General features: G+C 64.4%; 17 protein-coding genes. 5 read left to right on the top strand and 12 right to left on the bottom strand.

Annotation, left to right across the window (positions count from 1 at the left end; genetic code table 11):
• Window positions 1-6: 6 nt before the first annotated feature.
• Window positions 7-1,479 (bottom strand): FGGY-family carbohydrate kinase, encoded by a 1,473-nt coding sequence (locus ACP4XC_RS22145; RefSeq protein ID WP_427175290.1) that lies wholly within the window; start codon window positions 1,477-1,479, stop codon window positions 7-9.
• A 178-nt stretch (window positions 1,480-1,657) separates the two neighbouring features.
• Window positions 1,658-2,656 (bottom strand): LacI family DNA-binding transcriptional regulator, encoded by a 999-nt coding sequence (locus tag ACP4XC_RS22140; protein ID WP_427175289.1) that lies wholly within the window; start codon window positions 2,654-2,656, stop codon window positions 1,658-1,660.
• A gap of 142 nt (window positions 2,657-2,798) precedes the next feature.
• On the opposite strand from ACP4XC_RS22140, the gene ACP4XC_RS22135 reads away from it, so the two are divergent.
• The 5 genes from ACP4XC_RS22135 to ACP4XC_RS22115 all read left to right on the top strand — a co-directional run bounded on the left by ACP4XC_RS22135 (window position 2,799) and on the right by ACP4XC_RS22115 (window position 7,872).
• Window positions 2,799-3,890, top strand: coding sequence for a sugar ABC transporter substrate-binding protein (locus ACP4XC_RS22135; protein ID WP_427175288.1), 1,092 nt, complete (start codon window positions 2,799-2,801; stop codon window positions 3,888-3,890).
• Between the two features lie 115 nt (window positions 3,891-4,005).
• On the top strand, window positions 4,006-5,553 hold the full coding sequence (locus tag ACP4XC_RS22130) for a sugar ABC transporter ATP-binding protein (protein ID WP_427175287.1): 1,548 nt from the start codon (window positions 4,006-4,008) through the stop codon (window positions 5,551-5,553).
• A gap of 3 nt (window positions 5,554-5,556) precedes the next feature.
• On the top strand, window positions 5,557-6,579 hold the full coding sequence (locus ACP4XC_RS22125) for an ABC transporter permease (RefSeq protein ID WP_427175286.1): 1,023 nt from the start codon (window positions 5,557-5,559) through the stop codon (window positions 6,577-6,579).
• Window positions 6,569-7,465, top strand: a complete 897-nt coding sequence (locus ACP4XC_RS22120) for an alpha/beta hydrolase family protein (protein ID WP_427175285.1) — start codon at window positions 6,569-6,571, stop codon at window positions 7,463-7,465. Before ACP4XC_RS22125 ends, ACP4XC_RS22120 begins: the two co-directional genes overlap by 11 nt.
• Window positions 7,459-7,872, top strand: coding sequence for an RbsD/FucU family protein (locus tag ACP4XC_RS22115; protein WP_427175284.1), 414 nt, complete (start codon window positions 7,459-7,461; stop codon window positions 7,870-7,872). Before ACP4XC_RS22120 ends, ACP4XC_RS22115 begins: the two co-directional genes overlap by 7 nt.
• 3 nt (window positions 7,873-7,875) lie before the next feature.
• Here the strand turns inward: ACP4XC_RS22115 and ACP4XC_RS22110 are convergent, their stop codons facing one another.
• The 10 genes from ACP4XC_RS22110 to ACP4XC_RS22065 form a co-directional block, all read right to left on the bottom strand.
• Window positions 7,876-8,283, bottom strand: a complete 408-nt coding sequence (locus tag ACP4XC_RS22110) for a recombinase family protein (protein ID WP_427175283.1) — start codon at window positions 8,281-8,283, stop codon at window positions 7,876-7,878.
• A 383-nt stretch (window positions 8,284-8,666) separates the two neighbouring features.
• Window positions 8,667-9,020, bottom strand: coding sequence for a putative quinol monooxygenase (locus ACP4XC_RS22105; protein WP_427175282.1), 354 nt, complete (start codon window positions 9,018-9,020; stop codon window positions 8,667-8,669).
• A gap of 58 nt (window positions 9,021-9,078) precedes the next feature.
• On the bottom strand, window positions 9,079-10,191 hold the full coding sequence (locus ACP4XC_RS22100; protein WP_427175281.1) for a glycerate kinase: 1,113 nt from the start codon (window positions 10,189-10,191) through the stop codon (window positions 9,079-9,081).
• Window positions 10,188-11,123 (bottom strand): 2-hydroxyacid dehydrogenase, encoded by a 936-nt coding sequence (locus tag ACP4XC_RS22095; protein WP_427175280.1) that lies wholly within the window; start codon window positions 11,121-11,123, stop codon window positions 10,188-10,190. Before ACP4XC_RS22095 ends, ACP4XC_RS22100 begins: the two co-directional genes overlap by 4 nt.
• A 68-nt stretch (window positions 11,124-11,191) precedes the next feature.
• Entirely contained in the window at window positions 11,192-12,046 is an 855-nt protein-coding gene (locus ACP4XC_RS22090; RefSeq protein ID WP_427175279.1) for a carbohydrate ABC transporter permease, read from the bottom strand.
• Complete coding sequence (locus ACP4XC_RS22085) at window positions 12,036-13,004, bottom strand: carbohydrate ABC transporter permease (protein WP_427175278.1); 969 nt, start codon at window positions 13,002-13,004, stop codon at window positions 12,036-12,038. Before ACP4XC_RS22085 ends, ACP4XC_RS22090 begins: the two co-directional genes overlap by 11 nt.
• Window positions 13,005-13,032: 28 nt before the next feature.
• A complete protein-coding gene (locus ACP4XC_RS22080) occupies window positions 13,033-14,373 on the bottom strand; it encodes an ABC transporter substrate-binding protein (RefSeq protein WP_427175277.1) in 1,341 nt (446 codons plus the stop codon).
• 29 nt (window positions 14,374-14,402) lie between these two features.
• A complete protein-coding gene (locus ACP4XC_RS22075; RefSeq protein ID WP_427175276.1) occupies window positions 14,403-15,266 on the bottom strand; it encodes an aldo/keto reductase in 864 nt (287 codons plus the stop codon).
• Window positions 15,263-15,946 carry a cyclase family protein gene (locus tag ACP4XC_RS22070; RefSeq protein WP_427175275.1) on the bottom strand — a complete coding sequence of 228 codons (684 nt, stop codon included), beginning with the start codon at window positions 15,944-15,946 and terminating at the stop codon, window positions 15,263-15,265. The genes ACP4XC_RS22075 and ACP4XC_RS22070 overlap by 4 nt, the downstream gene beginning before the upstream one ends.
• Window positions 15,943-18,003, bottom strand: coding sequence for an alpha-amylase family protein (locus ACP4XC_RS22065; RefSeq protein ID WP_427175274.1), 2,061 nt, complete (start codon window positions 18,001-18,003; stop codon window positions 15,943-15,945). Before ACP4XC_RS22065 ends, ACP4XC_RS22070 begins: the two co-directional genes overlap by 4 nt.
• Between the last annotated feature and the right edge of the window lie 190 nt (window positions 18,004-18,193).

Genomic DNA, 18,193 nt, shown 5'->3' with positions numbered 1-18,193 from the left:
GGATTTTCACTTGTTGTTGGTGCGGTGCTGGCGGCGGGCCAGTGCATGGGAGACCTCGGAAACTGCGGGCTGGAGCCCGCGATAGAGGTCGTAGAGTTCGTCGTACGCATCAGCCAGATCAGGATCCGGCTCGATGATCGCGGCCGGCGGGTTCCAGACCGAGATGTCGACGGGAGCGAGGGCGTCTGCAGCGAGCCATGCGGCCCCGTAGGACGCACCGATAGTGGTACTCGGGATGAGCTGCGGAAGCCCGGTGATGTCGGAGACGATGCGCGTCCAGAGGCCGCCCTGTGTTCCGCCCCCGACGGCGAGGATCCGTTGCGGATCGACGCCCGCCTCGCGCATCACCTCGATGTTGTGCCTGACGGCCAGCGCAGTCGCCTCAAGCGTGGCCCGATAGATGTCGCCGCGGGTGTGGCTCAGCGTGAGCCCGGCGATCAATCCGCGGGCATCCGGGTCCATGATCGGTGTGCGCTCACCGGCGAAATAGGGCAGCATCAGCAGCCCGTTCGCCCCGGGACCTGAAGCTTCCGCCTCGGCGAGCAGTTGCGGATAGTCGGTGCTCGTCAGCCCCCGCAGCCAGGAGGTGATGGCCCCCGATGTGGCGAGTCCCCCTGCGAGGTTCCTGGTCCCCTCAAGGGCACCGACCGTTCCCCACATGCCCGGCGCCGTAACAGGGCTGTCGACGGTGGCAACGAGGAACATGGTTGTTCCGTACATGAGCATGAGGTCACCGTCATTTTGCGCTCCGATGCTCAGCGCCTCGGTCCACGCATCGATCGTGCCCGCGATGACGGGAATGCCAGCCGGAAGTCCGTCAACGTCGCCGCGCGTCGTCCCGACAATGTTTCCGGGCCAGCACAACTTCGGGAGCCCGATGCCTGGTGCGATGTCCTCGGCCCATGGCCGGTGCCACTCCAGGGTGTGCCGATCGAACAGCGGCGAACACTGGCTCGCCGAATGACGGTCCAGTGCGTAAGCACCGGTCAGCCTGAAGGCGAGCCACGAAGACGGCATGAACAGCCGGCGCGCGGAGGCCATCAGCTCCGGCTCGTGGCGTGCGAGCCAAGCAAGCTTCGGCCCGACAGCCTGGCTGGACAGCGCGGAGCCGCCCCGCTCAAGAATCTCCTCCTGACCGTAGCGTTCCGTGAGTTCTGCTATCTCCTCGCTGGCGCGGGTATCCACACCATAGAGAATCGCGGGCCGCAGTGCGTTGCCCTCGTCGTCGGCTATCACGACGCACGGGCCCATGCCGCTAACGCCGATGGCGGCCACCTCAGCATCCCCGGGGGCTACAAGCTCCGCCGCGATGTCGCAGAACTCGGACCACCAAATATCGGGGTCCATCTCCACCCATCCCGGGTGCGGACGCATCACCTCGTGCGTGCGCTGCGCGGAGCGGAGGATGCGTCCATCCGGGCCGACGAGGACGCCCTTTGAACTGGAGGTCCCGATATCGACACCCAGCGTCGCCCTCACGAGAGTACTTCCTTCGGACCGTACGTGCGTATCCGTTCATGCCACATTGAGTTCAATCGAACTTTCACCTCCATTGGCACCGTTGCCTAGAGAGAAGTGAAACAGTAATCGATTACACACGCAAGAGCGGCGTCGTCCTCAGACTCGAATTCCTAGGCTGCATGCCGGACTCGAGGAGTCAGCGCCGGGAACTTCCGCGCACGATGAGCTCGGTCGAAAGCATGTGGGTGGATACGAGCTTCTCAGGTGCCAGAAGCAGCTCGGCGGCCTTCCTGCCCAGGGCATCCGTCGGCTGCGCGACAGTGGTCAAGGGGGGATTTGTGACCTGGGACCACGGGCTGTCGTCGAATCCCACGATGCCGAAGTCGCGCGGGATCGCGACGCCACGGTCGTGCAGCGCACGGAGCGCGCCGACGGCGAGCAGTCCGTTGCAGGCCAGCACCGCATCCGGAGGTTCGGGCAGCGCCAGGAGGGCGTTGATGCCCCGGTATCCTCCGTCCTCGCGGTAGTTTTCCATCAGCTCCAGCGCGGCGTCGAGCTCGAGGCCGCGGGCGGCAAGTGCGCGCCGATACCCCTCCAGGCGCTCAACGGCAGTGCTGATTTGCCTCGGACCCGTGATGCATCCGATGCGCTTATAGCCGCCGTCGAGAAGATGAGAGGTGGCCGCCTCTGCTGCGGCATGATTGTCCACCAAAACCGTGCTGGTCGCCTGAGCGGCAAGCCGCCGGTCAATGGTGACGACCGGCACCCGACGTCCGGACAGGCGGGAAACGTCAGTGTCCGGACGTGACGGCGACAAGATCACTCCTGCCATCTGCTCGGCCAGCGCGACCTCGATGTGCCGCGCCTCAAGCTCCGGGTCATCGTGAGAGTTGCAGACAACCACGGAGTATCCATTCTCGCTCGCGACAGACTCGACTCCGCGGACGAGCGACGTGAAGTAAGTGCTCTCCACATCGGAGATGATGAGCATCCACACCGACCCGGTCTGCCGGCGGAGGTTACGGGCAACGCCGTTCGGAGTGTACCCAAGGTCTTCGACAGCCGTCATGACGCGCGCGCGCAGTTCGGCCCGCACCACGCGCCCGTTCAGCACGCGTGAAACGGTCGCAGTGGAGACCCGTGCCTCCCGGGCAACATCGTAGATAGTGGTCATCAGGGAGTCCTGCTTCGTCATCGAAATTTGTCTCCATTCTGGCATCGATTTCAGTAAATAACTTGACATGCGTCACATCGCTGTGTCGATACTACTGTAATCGATTTCAGGACATCATGATTCCGTCAGGTTCCACCCCCACAACAAAGGAGTTGCATCCTCGATGACCCCTACTTCGCCTTTCCGCCGGGCAGCCACATCGCGACGTCTATGGAGAGTCGCGGCCGCTGCCGCTGCCTCAGTCTTGAGCGTCACCGCCCTCGCTGGCTGCTCGACGACGGCAACCACGGCGGCGCCCGCAGCGCATATCGGTCCCAATGACACCTTCAAAATCGGTGTCTCGCTGACCCTGAACAACACTGATTTCTGGACCTCGTACATCAAGTACGAGGAACAGTTCGCGCAGGAGTACAAGGCGCAGTTGCTCGGCCCGGTGGTCGCTAGCGGCGACGCGGGCAAGCAGATCACGGACATTCATACGCTCATCGACCAGGGGGCCCAGGCGATCATTGTCAACCCAGTTGACAGTGCCGCGATCAAACCGGCTCTTGACTACGCTGAAAGCAAGGGCGTCCCGGTGGTCTCGGTAGATGTTGCCCCGACCGCCGGCAAGGTGTCCATGGTCGTCCGTGCCGATAACAAGCTTTACGGGGAAAAGGCCTGTGAATTCATCGGCAAGAGCGTGAAGTCGGGTTCGGTTGCACAGCTTCAGGGTGAGCTGGCGTCGCTCAATGGCAGGGATCGCTCGGACGCCTTCTCGGCCTGCATGAAGAAGAACTACCCGGATCTGAAGGTTGTCGACTACCCCACCAAGTGGGACTCCGCGACTGCCACCAACGCGGCCTCGACCGCGCTGGGCAGTGTCAGTGACCTGCAGGCGATGTACGTTCAGTGGAGCGGTCCGGTTCCCGGCATCCTGCAGGCACTTAAGTCTGCCAACCGTCTGGCTCCGGCTGGTGCGCCTGGCCACGTCGCGATTGTCAGCAACGACGGCGTGCCGTTTGAACTCAGCGATATCCGGCAGGGGACCCTCGACGCCACCATCTCGCAGCCAGCTGACCAGTATGCCAAGTACTCGGTGTTCTACGCCCGCCAGGCGCTTGAAGGCAAGACGTACAAGGAAGGCGACAGCACCGGTCACGACGACAGCAAGTTCGTCACCCTGTTCGGGAACCCCGGGGACCCCATCAAGGCTCCGGTCGTCACGAAGGACAACGTCGACGACAAGAGCCTCTGGGGCAACACCGCCAAGTAGCCAAGGTCCCCGCCACAGACTGGGAACTGCCGTGCCTGCCATCGACGGGCACGGCAGGCCCGGCAGTTCCCAGTCTGTATACAGGGGCCGTCACCAAGACAAGGAGGTCTGATTCATGAGCGAACAGAATCTGCTGGAAGCTTCGGGTATCAGCATGAGCTTTGGGCCAACGAAGGCCCTGGACAATGTCAGTCTGCACGTAGCCCCTGGGGAATGCCTCGGCATCGTCGGTCGTAACGGGGCCGGAAAGTCCACCATCGTCTCGATCCTGACGGGCCTGCGCAAGTCTGAAACCGGAACCGTCCGGTTTCTTGGACAGGACGCGCCCCTCGGTGGGAATCCTGCCGCATGGCAGGAGTACGTTTCGTGTGTGTACCAGCACTCGATGCTCGTTCCGACGCTCACCGTCGCCGAGAACATTTTCCTCAATCGTCCCATGCGAGGGGCGGGAGGGGCGCTGGACTGGCGCGGAATGCGGCGTGCTGCACGTCAGGTCATGACCGACTGGAACTTCGACGTCGATGTCGACGCGCTCGCTTCGGACATCACGGTGGAGCAGAGGCAGATCGTCGAGATCGCCCGTGCCCTGGCTATGGGGGCCAAGTGCCTCATCCTCGACGAGCCAACCGCGGCACTCGAACGCGGGGCCGTTGAACGGCTCTTCGCGCGGCTCAGGCCCCTGATGGCCTCCGGCGTGGGCATCATCTACATCTCCCACCACTTCGACGAGGTCTTTGAATTGTGCGACCGCGTCATCATCCTCCGCGACGGCAAGCATGTGGTCACAGCGCCGACCAGTTCGATGAACGAGGAGCAGATGATCACAGCCATGGTCGGTGACCAGGCCGTGGCGCACCATCGTCCGCAGATGTCCGTTACTGATACCGCCGACCAGCCCGTGCGGCTCGGTGTCTCCGGACTTTCGGCCGCTACCGCCCACGGCCGCGTCGAGAGGCTCGACCTTGAAGTGCGTGGGGGCGAGTGCGTCGGGCTCCTGGGACTTCGGGGAGCAGGGACCACAGTGATTGCCGATGTCATCGCAGGCCTTGAGATACCGAAGAGCGGCACGATCCGCATCGACGGAAAGGCTCTTAAGTTCGGTTCGCCGGCAGCGGCGCGTGATGCCGGCGTCGGATACGTCCCCGGAGACCGCCACGCACGGGGCTATGTTCCGCTCCTGGGCGTGGGTGAAAACATCACCATGTCGATCGTGGGCCGATTCGTTCGGGGCGGAATCCTTTCGCCCAAGCGCCGGAACGCGTCCGCAGCCGAACTCGCGAAACGTTTGGACGTCAAGAGCGCCGGCACTGCCCAGCCTGTCGGCGAGCTCTCCGGAGGCAACCAGCAGAAGGTTGTTGTTGGCCGTGCCTTGGCCAGCGATCCGGGCGTCGTGGTCGCCGTCGGTCCCACCCAGGGAGTCGACGTCGCGTCAAAGGCCTCGCTGATGGGTTCCCTTGACCAGGCACGCCGGGATGGCGCAGCCGTCCTCCTCGTCTCGGATGATCTTTCAGACCTTGAATACGCTACCCGCATCGTGGTCTTGGTCCGAGGCAAGATCTTCACAGAATTCACCCAGGGCCCGTGGGACAGCGAAGCCCTCATTGCCGCTTCGGAGGGAATCGGCGCTGACGCCGCCTCCGTCTCCCCCAGTAAGGAGCACTGACTCATGAGCACCAAGACCATAACGCTGCCGGCGGTTCACGCCACGTCCAGGACCCGGGGAACGAATATCGTACGTACCCTGGTCCGCGATTTCGCTCTCCTGCCGGTCATCGCCGTCATCCTGATCGTCGGGGGGATCATCAACCCCGCGTTCCTCACAGCGGCGAACTTCACAAACATTGGCCTGCAGTCCGCAGCGCTCGGAGTTGTCGTCGTCGCCGAGAGCATCATCCTCATTTCCGGCGGCATGGACCTGTCCCTGCAGTCCACATACGGCCTTGCGCCCATGGTTGGCGCATGGTTCATCGCACCAGCCGTCAGCCACGGGCTCGGCACCGAGCTCCACCCGGTGGTCGGACTCGTTATCACCCTGCTCGTCGGAGCCGCAGTCGGCGTCTTCAACGGGGTCATGGTCAGCAAGGCCAAAATGAACGGCTTCATCTTGACGCTCGCTATGTACATACTGCTGGCAGGTCTCCAGACCGGCCTCGTTTCCGGACAGACCATCTACGAGCTCGGCCCGGTCTTCACGGGGCTCGGCACCCAGTCGATCCTGGGCATCCCGTCCTCAGTGCTCCTGGCTGTCGCCATCTTCGCAGCTGCAGGGCTCTACATGCGCTACACGCAAAGTGGCCGGGCCATCTACGCCATCGGCGGGAACCGTGACGCGGCCCGGGCCGCCGGCATCCGGGTAGACCGCATCCGGATCGGCGTCTATGTCGTTGCCGGTGTACTCGCAGCCCTTGGCGGGATCATGGAGGCAGGACGCGTCCAGGCAGTTGCCTCGAATCAAGGCGTGAACCTGATCTTCACCGTCTTCGCGGCCGCGGTTATCGGCGGCGTCAGCCTCAACGGAGGAAAGGGCAGCATCATCGGCGCTGCGACCGGCGTCGTCCTCCTGGCCCTCGTCGTCAACCTGCTGACGCTGCAGCAAGTGCAGAGCTACTGGATCGCCGCAGTCAACGGTCTCGTGATTCTCATAGCACTCGGCATTTCCCGCATCCTGGGAGGCGAAAGTGCCGATTGACATCGGAACTCCCGCCCGTATGGCTCCGGGGTTTGCCGAACCCGAGATGCTCCTCGACTGGACCGTCGACGGCGAAGACGGCATCCGGCGCCGGGCTTTCCTCTACCACCCTGGCGGAAAGGCGCCGGTACCGCTGGTGATGGCGCCGCACCCGTTTGGCTTCACCGCCCTTGGATCGATGTTCGGCGAACCCGCCGGACCTCGCACCCTGTGCGACGTACCCGGCATCGCACCGGCAGCACGGCGCGCAGGAGCCGCGGCCCTAGTGATCCAGTCGGAAGGCCGACGCTACACCGGCATGTCGACCGGCCTTCCGGCGCAGCTGACCGCCTATCGGGACGCACTGCGCGACGCCGTCGATGCCGGGCTCCCGATCGATATAAACCGCGTCGTGGCGGCTGGACTCTCGATGGGAGGGCAGGAATCGCTCCTGCTCGCCGCCACGCTCGGGGACACTGTAGCCGCGGTGGCGGCCCAGAACCCCGTCACGGATCCGGCAGCCTGGTACTGCCACCTCGCAAAGGGCGGCGCGCACCATGCCCACGCGCTGCGCGACGAGGTCGGCGCCGAGCCGGAACTGGACCCTTCCGCATGGTCGCAGCGGTCGCCGCTCGCCCATGTGGCGGCCCTGGCCGGACGCGGGGTTCCGGTCCAGCTCCGCCTTAACGACGTGGACAACATCGTGCCAGCCCGCGAGCAGGGCCGCGTCTTCGCGGACGCACTGCAGCAGGCTGGCGGGATCGTGGAGGTCGTCGAAGACCTCCCGCCGCTGGACGACCGCGACCCCGGCCGATCCGCCCACGAGCATGCAGACTGGGACGCCATGCTGCAGTGGCTCCTCTCGCGGTCCGTGGCCGAGCACCGGACAGAGGCAGCAGCATGCTGACCACCGGCCTCATCCACCCCGGTATCCTCCGTGCCCTGGCGGGCGCCGGGCACGGCGCACGTGTCCTTCTCGCGGATGCGAACTACCCGCATTCCACGGGAATCGGTCAGCGCGCCGAGCTCATCCACCTCAACCTGACGCCGGGGGTCGTGGACGCGGTGACCGTGCTGCGCGCACTGACCTCAGTGGCACAGTTCGAGGCGGCCAGCGTCATGGTGCCGCCGGACGGAGACGTTCCGCCGATCGGCGGCGAGTTCGCGGCCGTGCTGGGACTGCCGCTCTCGACGCTCGGGCGGAGCGAGTTCTACGCCGCTGCGCGTTCAGACGACGTTGCCCTCGCTATCGCCACAGGAGAGCAGCGCCTCTACGGCAACCTCCTCCTCACCGTCGGAGCATGGACGGGGTGACCCTTAGCCTGAAACAGGACCAGCTCGACCGCTGCAGCCCGCGCCGCCCGTCACAGGGCGGCGCGGACTGCAGCGTTTCCGATCGCCCCCTTCACTCCCGCTCCCCCCAGCGACAAAGTTCCGCCATGACACCGAAACGCGAGAGAGTCCTTGTCGAGGGCCGCGAATTGAGCCTGTCCTGAGCTCGATGAGGTGTTCCAGCGATCGCCCGAGCCGGTCGAGTTTGGTGACGACAAGCTGATCGCCGGCCCGGTTGGCCGATAGTAGCGCTTTGTCCAGTTCGGGCCTGCGGGCGAGCTTCCCGGATGCCGTGTCGAGGAAGATCTGCTCGCAGCCGGCCGCGCGCAGGGCATCGTGTTGGGCTTCGGGGTGCTGATCGCGTGTTGAGACACGCCCATATCCGATTCGCATCCCCGAAACGTATCATCAGCGGGGTTGGACGTTACGTAGGAGCGTACGCGGGAAGCGTTACAAAATTGGCCGCTTGGTTCCGCCACTCTGCGAAGACGCCTGGGAGTGTCTTGCGAACGATCGTTTTAGGTCCCTTGCCGTTCCGAGGAGCTGACGTCCTAGATACCCTGCTAAGGCTGGCCCGAGCCCCTTCCGTCGGCTCTCGAGCACTTGGCTACGCTGGGGCACGAGCTAAACCGATGCTTTCCACAATCCGGAGTGCAAGACCGACCGCAAAGCGCTCACCCTCGACCTCGGCGTGGACGGCCCAGCCTCGTTCGGCACTGACGGCTGACGCAGGGCGCCTGGCCGGGCTGCGCGGCAGACCAACGGTGCCCGTCCTATCACGGGGCTGGGTTGGGTGACGGGGTCAGCCAGTGGAGCACTGATTCTGGCTCCTCGATGAGCGGTCGGAGCCGTTCGTTGAACGCCGCACCCTTAGCTGCAGAGAGATGCTCTCGGAATGCCTCCTTCGAGGCATACTCCTCGAAGACGACGAACTGCGCCGGATTCTCGCCCCGGATGTAGGGCTCGAACCGGACATTGCCCGGTTCCATGCGGACCTCGATGCCGTAGGCGGCGATGAGCTCCGTGACGAGGTCCATGTGCTCGGCCCTTGCTGTGAATTCGGCGTAGAGAAAGACGCCATACGATGCGTGGTTTGAGGCCTCGGTGCCTGAGGTCCTTGGGAAAGCCATTTTCCATGTCCTTTCTTTTCGAAGCGTTGGCCTGCCGGTCTGTTGTCCAGCCGGTCCGTCAGGTACGGCTCGTTCTCAACGGACCGCGCCACTCGCTTGCAAGTGCAGATCCAGCCCTGCGCAGCCAACGGAGGGGCTCGTTCCGTGCCGATTCTTCGGTGCCGGCGAGCCGGGACAGCTCGGCGTGGGCGGCAAAGGGCGACGTCGGAGCCGTGATGCTTCCTGCGACCAGAAGGCACGCTCTCTCCGCCGCGCGGGCTTGACCCGCGACATGTCCGACGATCTTGCCGTACAGACTCTGTTCGTCGAATCTGCCTTCGCCCGTGATGACGACATCAGCACCGTGCAGCTCGCGTTCGAATCCACACAGCTTTCCCACCCCGTGCGCACCTGAGACGATCTCCGCCCCCCACGCCAGCAAGCCGAATCCGGTTCCGCCGGCGGCGCCGGCTCCCGGTGTTTCCGGATCCACCGGGAGCAAGGATGCAAGGTTCGCGAGTCCGCGCTCGATAAGGTCCACATCAGTGGGTGTGGCGCCCTTCTGCGGACCATAGATCCTCGCTGCCCCATTCACGCCGAGAAGCGGATTGACCACGTCTGTCAGAACCCTAACGCCGCCGGGCGGCAACGCCCGAAGGCCGCTCGGATCAAACACGGCCAGATCCAGAAGTCCTCTCGCACCAGCGACAATCGGGTGGCCGGAGCGGTCCATGAACTTCGCGCCGAGAGCACTGAGGACTGCGGCGCCGCCGTCGCTTGAGGCGCTTCCTCCTATCCCCAGAATCAGGCGATGCACCCCGGTCCGGATCGCCGCTGCGATAACCTGGCCGAACTCGAACGTATCCGCGTCGAGCGGTCGCAGCTCGTCGTACAGCCCGAGACCGTTCGTCACGGCCAACTCGACGACCCCCGTGTTGTCCGGGAGCCTGAGCCAGTAGGCTGAGGAGGCCGGCCCCAACGTCTGGACATCCGCAAGGCTCACGCGCTGCGCGCCCGGAATTGCGCTTTCAATTGCCTCGAGCGTTCCTTCGCCGCCGTCTGCCATCGGCAGGATCCGCACGACGTCGTGCGGGCGAATGTCATGCCAGCCCGTAGCCACCGCCTCGGCAACGTCTCGCGCCATTGCGGTGCCCTTGAACGAATCTGGGGCGATCAGCACTGTCGCGCTCATCTGAAGCGCCTGTCGACGACGACGTTGTGCGGTTCCGATCCGCTCTGCAGGGCCGCGATCTGGCGTCTGACCAGGGCGACGACACGTGGCGTCATCGCCTCGCTGTGCCCGCCGACGTGCGGGGTCATCAAGACGTCGTCCAGGCCCCACAGCGGATGATCTGGCGGAAGCGGCTCAGGATCAACGACATCGAGCGCAGCGCGGACATGTTTGGATGCCACCGCTTTGAGCAGGTCTTGGGTGACGACCACCGGACCGCGCGAGACATTCACCAGGAGAGAACCCCGCTTCATCCTCTGAAGGAACCCTCGGTCCACCAACCCCGTCGTGGACGCATTCAACGGAACCGCCAGGACCACGATGTCAACCTCGCCCAGCAGGGACGGCAGCTGATCGACCCCGAAGATCGTTCTCGGTCCGTCGACCGATCCGCGTGTTGCGACCCGCACCACGTCCACCTCGAACGGCTCCAGGCGGGCGGCGATGGCCCGGCCGACTGCGCCGTTTCCGATCACCATGACTCTCGAGTCGGTCAGCGCCCTGGACTTGTGGTGCCGCCACTCACCGCGGACCTGCGCGCGAGCGTACATGCCTATTTCGCGCTGCGCGGCGATCATCAGCCCGAGCGCCAGCTCAGCGGTCGAGGCTTCATGGACTCCGGCTGCATTGCTGTAGCGCACACCCATCGGAAGCTCAGCTGAAACGCCCTCGAATCCGATGGTCTGGCTCTGCACGAGCTGCGTGTGCACCCCGGCAAGGGACCTTAGGATGCTTGGCGGCGACATGTAGGGCACCACCACGAGGTCGATCGCGTTGCGCGGGGCCGGACCGTCCATGGCCCACATCGTTGCGTCGACGCCCTGCTGGGTGCCCAAGGCCTCCACAAGCTCTGCATTGGGCAGGCTCACTGTGAATGAGTGCCGTTGGTCCATGACCATCAGTCGAAGCTCCCTTGTTCATTGTTCATTGAATTGTTCATTGAATCCATCCGGACGGCCGATCAGCGTCCACCGAGGCCGCTCGAGAGCAGACCCCCGACGAGATGCTTCTGAAGAAGGACCACGAGGAGTATGGTCGGCAGCATCGCGAGGATCGACGCTGCCATCATGAGATTCCATTGGGTCCCCTGCTGCCCGATGAACTGGGCCAGGCCGAGGGGAACGGTGCCCTTCGAGGGAACGTCGTTCACGATGATGAGCGGCCAAAGGAAGCTGCCCCAGTAGCCGATGAACGTGAATACGGCGAGCACGGCGACGGCCGGCTTGGCGAGCGGCAGCATGATCCGCAGGAATGAGCGGAACGGGCCGCAACCGTCGACCTTGGCAGCTTCCTCGAGCTCCATTGGCACGGTGAGGAAGAATTGCCGCAGGAGGAAGGTCCCGAAGGCGGTGAACGCCCACGGCAGGATCAATGCCTCGTAGCTGTCCACCCAGCCGAGGGTCTGCATCAGCCAGTACATCGGCACGATGAGCACCTCTTGCGGCACCATCAGGGTCCCGAGGAAGACCACGAACAGCGCTTCGCGTCCCCTGAACCGCATTCGTGCGAACGCGTATGCCGACAGGCTGCTCGCCACAATGACCGTGAGGGTTCCCATCACCGAGACCAGCAGGCTGTTGATGAAGTATCTGCCGAATGGTGCGAACTCGAAGGCGTCGAGGTAGTTCTTCCACCGGATCTCCGATCCGATCAGCTGTGGCGTGGCGGTGAAGACTTCGTCGGCGGGCTTCAGGGACGTCGCCAGTGCAAAGAGCAACGGCGTCAGGAACGCAATACCGACGACCAGAAGGGCGCCCTGCGACACTAGGCTTCGGACCACCCTGGCTGCGGACCGCTTGGTGCGCTCAGACCTCATAACCCACCCACTTCCTCTGGCCGGCGAACTGGACTGCTGTGATTCCCATGATGATGACGAAGAGCACCCAACCCGCGGCCGCGGCTATCCCCATGTCGAGGAACTGCCAGCCGTGGTTGTAGACATACATCACCAGGGTCTCGGTGGAATCTCCTGGACCGCCCTGGGTGAGGATGTACGGCTGGGAGAACACCTGGAACGAACTGATCAGGGTCATCGTCGTCGCAAAGAAGATCGACGGAGTAATAGTGGGCAAGGTGATGTGGAAGAACCGCTGCAGCGGGCTGGCCCCATCGATATCTGCCGCTTCCAATTGCGCCTGCGGCACCTGGTCCAGGGCTGCCGAAAAGATCAGAAAGTTGTAGCCGAAGCCCTGCCACACCGACATCACGACGACGGCGGGCATCGCCCAGCCCGAGGACGCCAGGAAGTTGGGTGTGGGCACCCCGAACACGCTTTGGGATGCACTGTCCAAGAGGCCGCCGGGTTGGAAGAGCAGCCGCCATACCATCGCGTTGGCGACCATCGGCGTCATGACCGGGATGAAGAACAGGACCCTGTAGAAGCCGCGCCCCCTGATCCGGGGCGAGACCCAGATCGCCAGCCCCATGGACACGAGCAGGTTCAGCGGCAGGTAGAGAACCACGAACAGGCAGGTATTCAGGATCGCGTGCTGGAACACGGCATCGTCGAATAGGTGCTGGTAGTTCTGCAGACCGATGAAGGTACGATCGCCGAACACAGGCCAGTCGAAGAGGCTCATGCCGAGGGCCATGGCGGTTGGGAACACTGTGAAGATCGCCAGGCCGAGAAGGCTGGGCCCGAGGAACACCCAGGCAGATCGGGTACGGGTCACCGACCGGGTCACCGACCGGGTCACCGACCGGGTCGCCGGCCCCCCCCGCGGGCCGGCCGTCGCCGGCCGGCCCGCGGTTTCTCTGTATGCTGTCGTTGTCATTGTCGACTCCTTGGTGCGGCTGCGAGGCTCAGGAACCGGAACCGACCTGGGACTGGACCTGCTTCATTGCCTCGTCGACGGACATCCCGCCGTTGAGCACCTGCACGCCGAACCGGCTGTAGAGGTCTGCTGCTTTCACCCAGTTCTTCGCCGTTATCAGCGGAGTCGAGTGGGTGACGGCGAATTCGAGTGTTTCGCGGGCACCGGGAATGTTGGCGGCCTGGTACCAGGCGTCCTGTGCCGCAAGCCGAGACGGGTAGGCCCGGCCTGTGGCCGCCAGCGCGGTCAGGGCCTTCTGGCCGGTCATCGATGCGATCGCCTGGAACGCTGCGTCCGGGTTCTTGCACGATTTGGAGATCCCGAATCCCGAGCCCAGGGTGTATGACTTCGAACCGCCAGGGCCGGCAGGCATGGGCGCAAGGCCAACGTGGAATTTGACCTGGTCCCGCAGACCGATCACTGACCAGGGACCGTCGACTTTCATCGCGGCGTTGCCGGAGGAGAACTCCGTGGTCGCGAAGTCTCGGCCAGAGGACGGCACAGGCTGCGCCACCTTGTCCTTGAGCACGAGGTCGGCGAACTGCTGGTACCCCGAGACGAAGTCCGGGTCGGTCAGGGCGAGTGCTTTGTCCTTCAGCGGCTGGGCGCCGGTGAAGTCCAGGACCCAAGGCATGGAGAAGACGTCCTGAGGATCAGCCACGAACCCGTGACGGCCGCCGGCGGTGAGCTTGTTCGCCGCTGACTTGAAGTCGTCCATCGTCCAGCCTGGCTTCGGCTCCGGGATTCCGGCCTGCTGGAACAGGTCGCGGTTGTAGAAGATCATCAGGGGCCCGGTGTCGTACGGCATGGCGTACTGTTTCCCGTCGCTCTTGAGCCCGTCCAGGATCGAGTTGTCGAAGTCGCCGGCCTTCACTCCGTACTTCGCCATCAGATCGTCGAGCGGGAGCAGGGCCTGTGTGTAGGCGGGCAGGCGCAGGCTCTGCATGCCCACGATGCACGGCCCGTCACTGCTCGCCAGCATCGTGCCCATCTTGGACCAGTAGTTCTCCCACGCGGCACCCTGCAATGTGACAGTGATGCCCGGGTGGTCCTGGGCAGCCTGATCGGCCACCTTCTGCCAGGCCGCTTGGTCCTCGTTCCCTGCGACCCAGAACCCCAAGGTCAGATTCGCTTTGTCCGGCGATGCTTGGGTACCTCCGCCGGAGCAGCCGGCCGCCGCAAGCATGACGGCAACTGCCGCTGTGGCGACCGCCGAACGGCCGACGCGTGCCGCCGACGGCCGAGGGGTTCGCTTTGGGCGCTCACGCTCGCGTCCAGCGCCCAGGAGGATCCGCTTGCCTGCGTCGATGAAGGCGCGTTTTGTGGTCATGATGCCAGTTCCTTTCATTGGTCGGTTGTTCAGCCGCGGACGCGGCGGTCCTGCAGTTCGCCGAGATCGATGCGTCGCGCGGCATCCGAGATAGCGTTGTTTCGCTCGACCTCCGAGGGGCGCCGGGCACCGACGATCGCGCTGGCGATCGCCGGCTCGGAGAGGATGAAATTGAGCGCGAGCTCGTTCAGGTCGACAAGCTCTTCGATATCCGGCCGCGCATTGCGCATCAGTTTCTGGAAGATCCCGCTGGTCAAGGGCCGCATCACCACGACGCCGACGTCGAGCTTGGCCGCAAGCGGTATCACGTTGTGCCACGCGCCCTGGTGGATCACGTTGTACTTGATCTGGATCATGTCGAACTGGTCGGTTTCCAGGAACGGAACCAGCGAAACGGGCTCCTCGCAGGTAATGCCCAAGTATCGGACCTTGCCCTGCTCACGGAGCTGCTGCATCGCCTCCATCGGACCGGACTCCATGATCCAGCGGAAGTCCTCGGGGGTGTACGCATACCCGGTGTCGCCGTGGATCTGAAGCACGTCGACATAGTCCGTGCGCAGCCGCCTGAGGGATGCCTCCACGCTTTCCATGACCGCCGCTTTGTCCTGCCCGCGCCAAAGGAACTTGGTGGCGAGACAGGTTTTGGAGCGCAACCCGCCGTCGAGCCCGAGGCCGATCAGCTCCTCGCTGCGGCCGGCGCCGTAGCTCGGCGCCGTGTCGATGTAGTTGTAACCCAGGCCGATCGCCCGGGACAACATGTCACGGACGGACCGCTCCGACTCCGCGGTGTCCGGGGACCACTTCTCGAGGTAGTCCTCGATGCCGAGCGGCGCGCCGCCGACCCCAACCTCAGACACCTGCAGGCCCGTACGGCCAAGCCTCCTGTACCTCATACCCTCTCCTCCAACAGGTTCTCCAGCACTGCGACGGCACGCACCGGCGAGCCCGTCCCGCCTTCGATCCGCAAGGGCAGCGCGATGAAAAGGAATCGCCGGCCACGGATCGTCTCCACGTCCGTCAGGTTCTCGACGATCGGAATCCCGGCACCCAGCAGAACCATGTGTGCGGCGCTATCCCTGGTACCCGGGTCGTCGATACCCATGTGGTCCGTACCGACCGCGACGACACCAGTCGCGACCAGCCATTCCGCTGCACCGCGGTCAAGACCCCGGCCCGTCCCGTCGCTGTGCCGCGTGTTCAGCAGGACAGCCTCGCCGGCCCGCGGCGGCGTGCCCAACGCGGCAACAGCGGCCTCGAGGTCCTGCGTCTGAACGAGCCTGCCCTGGCATTCGCTGAGGTCGAGCACGACTGCGGGGAGCACAAGGTTTGCGACGCTGATCTCGTCGACGCCCGCACCATCGCGGATGAAGTGCGACGGCGCGTCGAGATGGGTCCCACAGTGATCGCTCATGACGAGCACGTTGGCCGCGAAACCTTCACACGGGGGATCGAACCGGCCCGATGCTTCGCCGATCCGCAGCAGGGGGACGACGGATGTCGTGATGTGGGCCTCCATTCCGTTCGTAATTGGTCTCGTGAGGTCAACGACCTGAGAGGTGATAATGCGATTCATGACAGCTCCAATACAACGATTTCGTGGTCGAGGAGACGGGGCAGCTCCGCCTGGGCCCATCCGTTTTCGACGGTCACCGGCAGGGTCTGGCCGGACACCAGGCAACGTGCGTGGTCGGCTGCCCGTTCGCCGTCGGGAATCCGCATCCGGATAGTGAGCGGACCGACGGGAAGCAGCTCGTGCACCGGGGCCCGCCAAGCGTCGGGGCTGCTGAAATTGACCAAATGTGCCTGGAGATTCCCCGCCTGCCGGTACGGCTGCACTTCAATGAGCCCCGGGCCGTTGACTTGGACCGACTGATCTTTCCCGAGGGCCCAGCGGACCGCATTGCCGAGCATCCGGAGGTGATCCGGCGAGTTCGCCTTGTACACCAGTGCGTCGACGTCACCGGGCCAGTAAACCCGGCGACCCTCCGATCCTGTGCCCTCGGTGACCAAGAGCAGGGGGAGTCCGCTGTCGCCGGTACGGCTGTGGGACATCTCGGGTGGATAGTAGATGTACGGCGGAATGAGGCTCAGCAACGAGGCGTCAGTCCCCTCTGCTGCTACGACGGGGCAGACCAGCGGACTGTTGAGCGTCAGCCCGGTCGCTTCGAGTCCGTCAAGCAAGGGATGATGGCCATGCACCGCCGAATATGAATGCTCGAGCGCCCCCATGGCCGGGTACCTGCCGGCGACGCCCAGGACGTCATCAAGCAGCCCCGCCGCCCGCGGTTCACCCCATTCGTCCCGTGCGCCGGTCTCGAACGTGGCGACGACGGATCCTCCCCGCCGGACGAAGCGGCGGATCGTTTCGGCTTCGGCCTCCGTCATGCACGCCCGGTTGGGAAGCACCAGGACTCGATACCGGTCGAGCGTGTCGTCCTCGAGACGGCCGACATGCACGAGATCGAAAGGGATGCGGCTGCGCAGCAGCGCGTAGTACATGCCCCGGAAAGAATCTGGCCGCCGATCCTCGGGAAGGAATCTATCCCGATCGTCGAAGGCGATGGCGACCTCCGCGAGGCTGCTGCGATTCCGCAGGTAGGACTGGTTTTCGAAATGCCATCGGTACATGTCTTCCAGGGGACCGAACTGCCGCTTGTCCTCCTGCACGCCGCCGATCATGGTGAACCACGGTCGTGAATCGGCCAGCACGGCATCGGCGACGTAGAGCCGGTACTCCGCCTCGGGCTTCGCCACATGCCGCGCGTAGCTGTACGAACTGAAAATGTGGAAGTAGGGCTTCTCCCCGCGCGTGATGGCCCGCATTTTCTTACCCTGCTCTCCGACGGCCCACAGGGGCTCGTCATACAGCCGGTGCTGATGGTCAACATTGATCATCTCGGCCCCGTCGGCAAGAAAGCCATGCTCAGAGTGGTTGCCCATGAAGAATGCGCCGGGCTTGATGCCACGGCTCGTCGAATCCCAGAACTTCCACAGATCCGCGAGCCGGCTTTCGTGCCACCGTACCCATCGCTTCCATGTCGAATCCCCCACTTCCTGCGGCAGCTCCCCAAACAGCTGCGCGCAGCGCACGCAATGGCATATGCGGCCCCGGCCGTCCCATTCGCTGCAGAAGATACCATCGACATCGTATTTGGCATGGATCTCCTCGATGATCCGAGGAACGAATTCCCGGTAGTACGGCCCGTTCATGCAGGGCACGTACAGCTCCGGGTTGCTCACGTCACGCATCACCGAACCGTCGGCCTCGACGGCAAACCAATCCGGGTGCCGGAAGTACACGTCCTCGTATGATTCGCCCGGGTCGATCCGCGCGAGCACCCTCATGTCACAACGTCGTACCGCCTCGACCAGTTCACCGAACAGATCGCGGTCTCCCAGCCAGGGACTCCGGTGCTGGTCTTCGAGCTCGGTTGGGTAATAAGCAACGAGGCCGCCCGCGTTCAGGGTGATGCCGTCCAGCCGCAGCCGCCTCCAGTAGTCCTCCCACCAGGCCACGTCGAACACGGCCGGCTCGATCTCGCGGATATTGATCTGGCCCCACCGCATCGCGGACGCGGTCCAGCTGGTGTCTTCGATACTTCGGACGGTTCTTTCAGTCGCGGTGCTCATGCTCTGGTCGGTTCCCTCTCTCGTGGTCTAATCGGGCTGGTCTCGGCGGCGGGCCGACCCTGCTGTCCTCGCGACGAACGGGTCGCCGCGGGTTTCGAATGGTCCGGCCTGGCGGCGGAACAAACCATCGGGCCGCGAAGGCGCTTCATCTCTCACTTTGGACGTCCCGGGGCACTATCGGCGGGGGCCT

It is taken from the genome of Arthrobacter sp. 92 (assembly GCF_050260325.1).
Taxonomy (GTDB): Bacteria; Actinomycetota; Actinomycetes; order Actinomycetales; family Micrococcaceae; genus Arthrobacter.
This window is presented reverse-complemented; position numbering and strand designations above follow the sequence as displayed.

Bases quoted from the DNA above. Each gene is read 5' to 3' on its own strand.
- ACP4XC_RS22140 (WP_427175289.1), bottom strand. From the start codon at position 2,656: ATGACGAAGCAGGACTCCCTGATGACCACTATCTACGATGTTGCCCGG.
- ACP4XC_RS22135 (WP_427175288.1), top strand. From the start codon at position 2,799: ATGACCCCTACTTCGCCTTTCCGCCGGGCAGCCACATCGCGACGTCTA.
- ACP4XC_RS22130 (WP_427175287.1), top strand. From the start codon at position 4,006: ATGAGCGAACAGAATCTGCTGGAAGCTTCGGGTATCAGCATGAGCTTT.
- ACP4XC_RS22125 (WP_427175286.1), top strand. From the start codon at position 5,557: ATGAGCACCAAGACCATAACGCTGCCGGCGGTTCACGCCACGTCCAGG.
- ACP4XC_RS22115 (WP_427175284.1), top strand. From the start codon at position 7,459: ATGCTGACCACCGGCCTCATCCACCCCGGTATCCTCCGTGCCCTGGCG.
- ACP4XC_RS22110 (WP_427175283.1), bottom strand. From the start codon at position 8,283: ATGCGAATCGGATATGGGCGTGTCTCAACACGCGATCAGCACCCCGAA.
- ACP4XC_RS22105 (WP_427175282.1), bottom strand. From the start codon at position 9,020: ATGGCTTTCCCAAGGACCTCAGGCACCGAGGCCTCAAACCACGCATCG.
- ACP4XC_RS22100 (WP_427175281.1), bottom strand. From the start codon at position 10,191: ATGAGCGCGACAGTGCTGATCGCCCCAGATTCGTTCAAGGGCACCGCA.
- ACP4XC_RS22095 (WP_427175280.1), bottom strand. From the start codon at position 11,123: ATGGACCAACGGCACTCATTCACAGTGAGCCTGCCCAATGCAGAGCTT.
- ACP4XC_RS22090 (WP_427175279.1), bottom strand. From the start codon at position 12,046: ATGAGGTCTGAGCGCACCAAGCGGTCCGCAGCCAGGGTGGTCCGAAGC.
- ACP4XC_RS22085 (WP_427175278.1), bottom strand. From the start codon at position 13,004: ATGACAACGACAGCATACAGAGAAACCGCGGGCCGGCCGGCGACGGCC.
- ACP4XC_RS22080 (WP_427175277.1), bottom strand. From the start codon at position 14,373: ATGACCACAAAACGCGCCTTCATCGACGCAGGCAAGCGGATCCTCCTG.
- ACP4XC_RS22075 (WP_427175276.1), bottom strand. From the start codon at position 15,266: ATGAGGTACAGGAGGCTTGGCCGTACGGGCCTGCAGGTGTCTGAGGTT.
- ACP4XC_RS22070 (WP_427175275.1), bottom strand. From the start codon at position 15,946: ATGAATCGCATTATCACCTCTCAGGTCGTTGACCTCACGAGACCAATT.
- ACP4XC_RS22065 (WP_427175274.1), bottom strand. From the start codon at position 18,003: ATGAGCACCGCGACTGAAAGAACCGTCCGAAGTATCGAAGACACCAGC.